Below are 6,738 nucleotides of genomic sequence, written 5' to 3'. Positions count from 1 at the left end.
CTAAAATCCACTCTATTTTTTTATCTCTATTTCCTTTATTAAATTCCCATCTAAATCCTTTACTATAAATTTATTATTTTCAAATATCCCATAACTATTTTTGTTTCCATTTTTAGGAAGAGATATTGACCCTGGATTTAATATATATATACCTTCCTCTTCTATTGCTAAAGGAATATGAGTATGTCCATAAATTAAAATATCCCCACTTTGAATATTCGGCATATTCTCTTTATTAAATATATGACCATGTGTTGCAAAAATTCTTTTTTCATTCCATAAAATAGTAGAATAATCTCCCATTATAGGATACTCTAAAAGCATTTGATCCACTTCACTATCACAATTCCCTCTTACAGCAATTATCATATTTTTTAAGGGATTTAATAAATTAACAACTTCTTTAGGATTATATTCCTCAGGTAAATCGTTTCTTGGACCATGATAAAGTTCATCACCTAGTATTAATAATAATTTTGCTTCTTCTTTCTTAAAAGCATCTAAGACTTTCTTTAAATAAAAGACTGATCCATGTATATCTGACATTACAAAAATTTTCATAGTACACCTCCTTTTTTATTATACATTATTTTTTTTATTTTTTTAAAGGAAAATAAGAGTTATTTATTAATAAAACTATACGAATTAAAAATACATTGCCTTTTTTTTGCTTTAGATGTATAATTCGTATATTAAGACTTAATTTTGTTAAATTTAAGTTACATTTAGGAGGTTTTTTTTATGGCATATAGAATTAATGAAGATTTATGTATTGGTTGTGGAACTTGCGAATCAATCTGCCCAGTTAGCTGCATTTCTGAAGTAGAGGGTGGAAAAAGAAGAATTAATGAAGATGAGTGTATTGATTGTGGAGCTTGCGCTGGTAGCTGCCCAGTTGAATGTATCTCTCCTGCTGAGTAGTTTACACATAACTAAGGATCATTAAATGATCCTTTTTTTTTGGGAGGTTTTATGAAACTTATTTTTAATGTTAAAATTGATGCTATTGGTATTTTTATTGAAAGACCTAATCGTTTTATTGCTCATTTTAAACTTCAAGATGGAACTATTGCTATTGCACATGTTCATGACTCTGGAAGAATAAAAGAACTCCTTTTTCCTGGAAATAAAGTTCTTTTAAGAAAAGCAATTGATATCTCAAAAAGAAAAACTCAATGGGATGTTATTGCTGCTCTTTCTGATGATGGTGAGGAGGTTCTTATTAATTCTTCAATTCATAGATATATCACTGATAATTTTTTTAAAGATTTCTCTATCTCTCCTTTTGGAAAAGTAGATTCAATAAAAGCTGAGGTTAAATATGGGAAAAGTAGATTAGATTATCTATTAATAAAAAATAATGAAAATATATTTATAGAAACTAAAGGTGTTTCTTTAGTTGAAAATAAAATTGCAACTTTTCCTGATGCTCCAAGTATCAGAGCTACTAAACATTTAAATGAATTAATTCAACTTAAAAAAGAGGGCAATCGTGCTGTTATTTTCCTTATTATTTTAAAGGATGCTGATTACTTTGTCCCTAAAAAAGATACTGACCCTATATTTTTTGAAACCTTCTATGAAGCTTTAAGTGAAGGTGTTGAAGTTTATCCTATTCAATTTTATTTTAACAATGGAAACATATTTTTCAAAAATAAAATAATAAAAATCTTAGATAAATAATATTTTTAGATTTTCATTCATTTTTTTTTTTAAACTTTTTATGGTATAATAATGGTAAAAAATGTTTGGAGGTCAATGTGGAAGATAAATTTTTAATAGAATCTTTAAACAGCTTATTAAAAGATGATCTTTTTAAGATTTTAGCAAAGTTTAATATAAAACTTGCTAAGAGCACTGTTAAAGGTAAATTAGTAGATAAAGTTGTAGAGGTTTATCAAAAGAATTCTGAAACTTTTTTAGAGATATTCTCTAAAGATACAGTTCTTTTTTTAGCACAATATAATAAAAATAATAATAACGTTAGTGAAGAGGATTTCTCTGAATTTGAAGAATTTTTAATTCCTCTTCAAAGTTTTGGACTAATCTCTAAAAATGTAATAAAAGAAAAAGATAATAATCACTTTGAAATTTCAATTTGGTTTTTAGAAACACTTAGCCAAATCTCTAATACAGAAGATGGAAAAAAAGCTGTTGATCACAATCAAGAGTTAGAAATGTTAATTCTTGGTATGATTAGATTTTATGGTGTTATTTCTGAAGTTCAATTATTAGAGCTTTTAGCTAATACTTTCTCTGATATTTCTCTAGAGAACATCCATTCTTTTATTGAAAAAAGATGGATTTTAAATATATTTATTGCTCAAATTGCTGATGAAAGTACAAATACAATCTATTTTGTTGCTGACTCAGTTCATGAGCCTGTAGATATTCTTCAAGAGATGATAAAATATCCTGAATTAGAATATAAAGTGCTTACTAATGAAGAATATAAAAATTATTGGAACTATTTCTATCTTGAAAAAACTCAAGATGTAGCAGATCTTATATCTCTTTTATTATCTCATAAATTACAAGGAGCTCAAATAGGATTTGAAATTACATCTATAATTGATAAGATAAAAAATAATATTACTATTAATGATATTATTAATGATTTCAATCAAAGAGTAACTTTTGATTCATTAGAATCTGGACAAGTATTTACAACTGTTGTAACAAATATTGCAAATACCTTACCTTTATGGTCTTTAAAAGGACACTCTCTTACTGACATTAATGGAACTATTACTGCACCTAAGCTAACTAGAACTGTTAATAAAATTGGAAGAAATGAGCCTTGTTCTTGTGGTTCTGGTAAAAAATATAAAAAATGTTGTGGAAAATAAAAAAAGCCTAGCAATTAGCTAGGTTTTTTTATATGGGTTGTTTATTTTTAAAAGTATACAATAATTATATAGTATAATCTTAATATTGTCCACTACTCTTTTATAATATTTTTTATCCATTTGTCTATATTTTTTTTTATAACTTCTTCTGAAAACATTAAATCAACTGCTAATCCTATAAATTTACCATTAACTTCACTTCTACTCTTTACGTATTCATAGTCATTTTTATTTGTTTCACCTATAATTTTGGCATCTTTATCTTTTAAAAAATCATATAAATCTCTTAATCCATTTATAAAAGTTGCAGCATAAAACCCTCCATTTCCTGTTCCACAAAGAGCAAATTTTTTCCCTTTTATATTTTCACTCTCTAAATATTCTAAAACTTTATTCCATTCTTTAGGTAAAGCTCCAGCTCCATATGTTGGCGTTAATAATATTATTAGCTCATACTCTTTCATATTTTTATATTTATTATGTATATTATAAATATCACACATTATTTTATTTTGTTCCTCTACTTCTTTTTTTATTAATTTTCCTATATATTCTGTTCTTCCTTTTAATGTTGTATAAAATATACCTATTTTTTCCATACATTTTCTCCTATTATCTGATATTTAATTTATTATAACACTATTTTTTCATAAGAATTATTATTTTTCTTTGACATCATTGATATTCTTTGTATAATATAAAGAAAACTTTAAGGGGTGTTTCATGAATTTTTTAGACAATTTTTTTCAAATTAGTCATCGTAACAGTACTGTTAAGCAGGAAGTTATCGGTGGAATTACGACTTTTTTAACCATGGCATACATTATTTTCATTAATCCAGCTATATTAAGTGAATCTGGAATGAATAAAGGTGCTCTTATTACTGTTACTATTTTATCTGCAGCTATTGGTACTCTAATTGCAGCACTTTTTGCTAATGTTCCTTTTGCCTTAGCTCCTGGAATGGGATTAAATGCCTTCTTCACATATTCACTAGTTATTGGTAGAGGAATTCCTTGGGAAACTGCACTTGGAATTGTTTTCTTATCTGGAGTATTTTTCTTTTTCCTTTCCATTGGTGGAATTAGAGAAAAAATAGCTAACGCTATTCCTCTCTGTTTAAAAATATCTGTTACTGGTGGAATTGGTCTTTTCATATCTTTTATAGGTTTAAAAACACTTGGAGTTGTAATTCCAAACCATGCAACTATTATTGGCCTTTCAAAATTTAATTCACAAATATTAATCGGTATTATTGGTCTTTTCATTGCTATCATTTTAGAAATTAAAAAAGTTAAAGGTGGTATACTTTTTGGAATCATTACATCTACTGTTATTGGTTTCTTTACAGGTGATACCATTCTTCCTTCATCTATAATGTCGATGCCTCCTAGTATTGCTCCAATAGCATTTAAATTAGATATCTTAGGTGCTTTAAAGCTTTCTCTTTTAGGTCCAGCATTTTCTTTTATGTTTGTTGACTTATTTGATTCTTTAGGAACTCTTATTGCTTGTTCTAAAGAGATTGGGTTAGCTGATAAAAATGGTAAAGTTAAAGATTTAGGAAAAATGCTATACGCTGATGTTACAGCAACTATTATTGGAGCTACATTAGGTACTAGTACTGTTACTACACTATCTGAAACAGCTTCTGGTATTGCTGCTGGTGCTAAAACAGGATTAGCTTCTGTTGTAACTGCTTCATTATTTATTCTATCACTTTTCTTTACACCATTAGTTTCAGTAGTTCCTTCTTTTGCTACTGCACCTGCTCTTATTATTGTTGGAGTATATATGTTTAAAAATATTTGTGATCTAGATTGGAAAGATTATAAAACACTTTTCCCATCTTTCATTACTATTTTAATGATGCCTTTAACATATAGTATTAGTATTGGATTAGCCTTTGGTTTTATCTCTTACATTGTTATTCATGTTGGTTTAGGAGACTTTAAAAAGATAAATCCCACACTTATTTTTATTGGAGCTTTATCTGTATTAAGTTTAATTGTATAAAAAAAAGCTGGAAAAATTTTCCAGCTTTTTTATTTATATATTACATTCCAGCCATTTTTATTACTGCATCTGGTCCTATTGGGAATCCTGTCATCATCCATATTGCTAGGAATATTGACCATCCTACTAAGAATGCCATCGAGTAAGGAAGCATCGTTGAAATTAACGTTCCTAAAGAAGCTTTTTTATCATACTTTTGCATAAATACTATGATCATTGCAAAATATGACATTAATGGAGAGACAATGTTTGTTGATGAATCTCCTATTCTGTATGCTAACTGAGTAAATTCAGGTGTATATCCTACTCTCATTAACATTGGAATAAATACAGGAGCTAAAATTGCCCACTTTGCTGAAGCTGATCCCATAAATAAGTTTAAGAATCCAACTATTAAGATAAATCCAATTATTAATGGAATTCCTGTAAATCCTGTTGCTTCAATTATATTTGCACCTTTAACAGCTAATATAGTTCCTAGATTAGTATAATTAAAATATGCTATAAATTGAGCTGCAAAGAATACTAGAACAATATATCCAGCCATTCCTTCAAACGATTTAGTTAACATTCTCATTACATCTTTATCATCTTTAATCGTTCCAATTGATTTTCCAAAAGCTAATCCTGGAATTGCAAAGAACATTACTATTATTGGTACTAATCCTTGTCCTAAGAAATTTTTTCCTAGTGCAAAATATAAAGGTACCATTAATCCTAACATAATTACAGTAGCTAAACCTGAACATCTAAGAGCTTTTTTCTCCTCTGGAGAAACCTCTTGAAACTCTAACTTTTCTTCTCCCTCATATTTACCTAATCTTGGCTCTACTATTTTATCATTAATAAATGTTCCTATTCCTGCAATAATAAATGTTGATACCATCATGAAATACCAGTTTGCTGTTGGTAAAACTTCATAATTTGGATCAAGAATTCTTGCAGCCTCTGTTGAAATTCCTCCTAATAATGGATCTATTGTTCCTATTAATAAGTTAGCTGAAAATCCTCCAGATACTCCCGCAAAAGCTGCTGCAAGTCCTGCTATTGGGTGTCTTCCAAAACTTAAGAATACCAATGCTGCAAGTGGTGGTAATACTACATATCCTGCATCTGATGCCACGTTAGACATAATTCCTAAGAATATTATCATAACCGTAACTAAATGTTTAGGTGTAGATAATGCAACTTTCTTTAATAAAACAGCCATAAGTCCAGATCTCTCAGCTATACCTATACCTATTATAGCAACTAATACTGTTCCTAATGGTGCAAATCCAGTAAAGTTCTTAACCATTGAAGTAAATATATAATTTACTCCCTCTTTTGACATTAGTGATTTAACAGATATAACCATTTCTTGTGATTTCATAGTTTTACTATTAATTCCTATAAAATCAACTGACCATCCTAAGGCATGACCAATTCCAGATATTATTATTATTGCCACAGCTAATATTGCAAATAACGTAGCTGGGTGAGGTAATGCATTTCCTCCCTTTTCAATTACATTTAAGAATTTATCTACAAAACTCTTTTTTTGCTTTAATTCTGCTCCCATATTTCCCCCTATTTTTGATAATTTTTCTAATGAATAAATTTTCAATTGTAGATAAAGGGTATCATATATTTAATTTTTTTAAAAAGATTAATAATATATATATCGTATAAAAATTTTATATAAATAGCTTCTTCTGCAGAATTTAAGAACGTTATTTTCTATTAAAGAACGTTTTTTAATTTACTTTATAATTTTAAACTCTTTAGAAATATTTGTTAAAACTCTATATCCATCTTTTGTTATTAAAATATCATCCTCAATTCTAACTCCACCAAAATCAGGTAAATATATTCCAGGTTCTATTGTAATTAC

Annotated in this window: 8 protein-coding genes; 4 read left to right on the top strand and 4 right to left on the bottom strand. The window is 27.9% G+C overall.

What is annotated here, in order from left to right; genetic code table 11:
- Nucleotides 1-12 precede the first annotated feature (12 nt).
- The gene (gene yfcE, locus Q0V09_RS05965) at nt 13-561 is read right to left on the bottom strand and encodes a phosphodiesterase (RefSeq protein ID WP_297487660.1); all 549 of its coding nucleotides are present in this window, start codon (nt 559-561) and stop codon (nt 13-15) included.
- 180 nt (nt 562-741) lie between these two features.
- Between yfcE and Q0V09_RS05960 the strand changes: the two genes are divergently transcribed.
- The 3 genes from Q0V09_RS05960 (at nt 742) to Q0V09_RS05950 (ending at nt 2,849) form a co-directional block, all read left to right on the top strand.
- A complete protein-coding gene (locus Q0V09_RS05960) occupies nt 742-921 on the top strand; it encodes a 4Fe-4S binding protein (RefSeq protein ID WP_297487658.1) in 180 nt (59 codons plus the stop codon).
- Between the two features lie 51 nt (nt 922-972).
- A complete protein-coding gene (gene sfsA, locus Q0V09_RS05955) occupies nt 973-1,683 on the top strand; it encodes a DNA/RNA nuclease SfsA (protein WP_297487656.1) in 711 nt (236 codons plus the stop codon).
- A 77-nt stretch (nt 1,684-1,760) separates the two neighbouring features.
- Complete coding sequence (locus tag Q0V09_RS05950; RefSeq protein WP_297487654.1) at nt 1,761-2,849, top strand: SEC-C metal-binding domain-containing protein; 1,089 nt, start codon at nt 1,761-1,763, stop codon at nt 2,847-2,849.
- A gap of 92 nt (nt 2,850-2,941) precedes the next feature.
- Here Q0V09_RS05950 and Q0V09_RS05945 read toward each other — a convergent pair whose 3' ends face one another.
- A complete protein-coding gene (locus Q0V09_RS05945) occupies nt 2,942-3,448 on the bottom strand; it encodes a flavodoxin domain-containing protein (protein ID WP_297406104.1) in 507 nt (168 codons plus the stop codon).
- Nucleotides 3,449-3,572: 124 nt separating this feature from the next.
- Between Q0V09_RS05945 and Q0V09_RS05940 the strand changes: the two genes are divergently transcribed.
- Entirely contained in the window at nt 3,573-4,865 is a 1,293-nt protein-coding gene (locus Q0V09_RS05940) for an NCS2 family permease (RefSeq protein WP_297406105.1), read from the top strand.
- Nucleotides 4,866-4,905: 40 nt separating this feature from the next.
- On the opposite strand, the gene Q0V09_RS05935 is transcribed toward Q0V09_RS05940, so the two are convergent.
- Nucleotides 4,906-6,426 carry an AbgT family transporter gene (locus Q0V09_RS05935; protein ID WP_297406106.1) on the bottom strand — a complete coding sequence of 507 codons (1,521 nt, stop codon included), beginning with the start codon at nt 6,424-6,426 and terminating at the stop codon, nt 4,906-4,908.
- 180 nt (nt 6,427-6,606) lie between these two features.
- Nucleotides 6,607-6,729, bottom strand: coding sequence for a M24 family metallopeptidase (locus Q0V09_RS05930; protein ID WP_297487662.1), 123 nt, complete (start codon nt 6,727-6,729; stop codon nt 6,607-6,609).
- Nucleotides 6,730-6,738 lie beyond the last annotated feature (9 nt).

The sequence above is a fragment of the uncultured Cetobacterium sp. genome, from assembly GCF_947039425.1.
Classification (GTDB): domain Bacteria; phylum Fusobacteriota; class Fusobacteriia; order Fusobacteriales; family Fusobacteriaceae; genus Cetobacterium_A.
This window is presented reverse-complemented; position numbering and strand designations above follow the sequence as displayed.

Coding starts and splice junctions, on each gene's coding strand:
- yfcE (WP_297487660.1), bottom strand. CDS start 561: ATGAAAATTTTTGTAATGTCAGATATACATGGATCAGTCTTTTATTTA.
- Q0V09_RS05935 (WP_297406106.1), bottom strand. CDS start 6,426: ATGGGAGCAGAATTAAAGCAAAAAAAGAGTTTTGTAGATAAATTCTTA.
- Q0V09_RS05960 (WP_297487658.1), top strand. CDS start 742: ATGGCATATAGAATTAATGAAGATTTATGTATTGGTTGTGGAACTTGC.
- Q0V09_RS05940 (WP_297406105.1), top strand. CDS start 3,573: ATGAATTTTTTAGACAATTTTTTTCAAATTAGTCATCGTAACAGTACT.
- Q0V09_RS05945 (WP_297406104.1), bottom strand. CDS start 3,448: ATGGAAAAAATAGGTATATTTTATACAACATTAAAAGGAAGAACAGAA.
- sfsA (WP_297487656.1), top strand. CDS start 973: ATGAAACTTATTTTTAATGTTAAAATTGATGCTATTGGTATTTTTATT.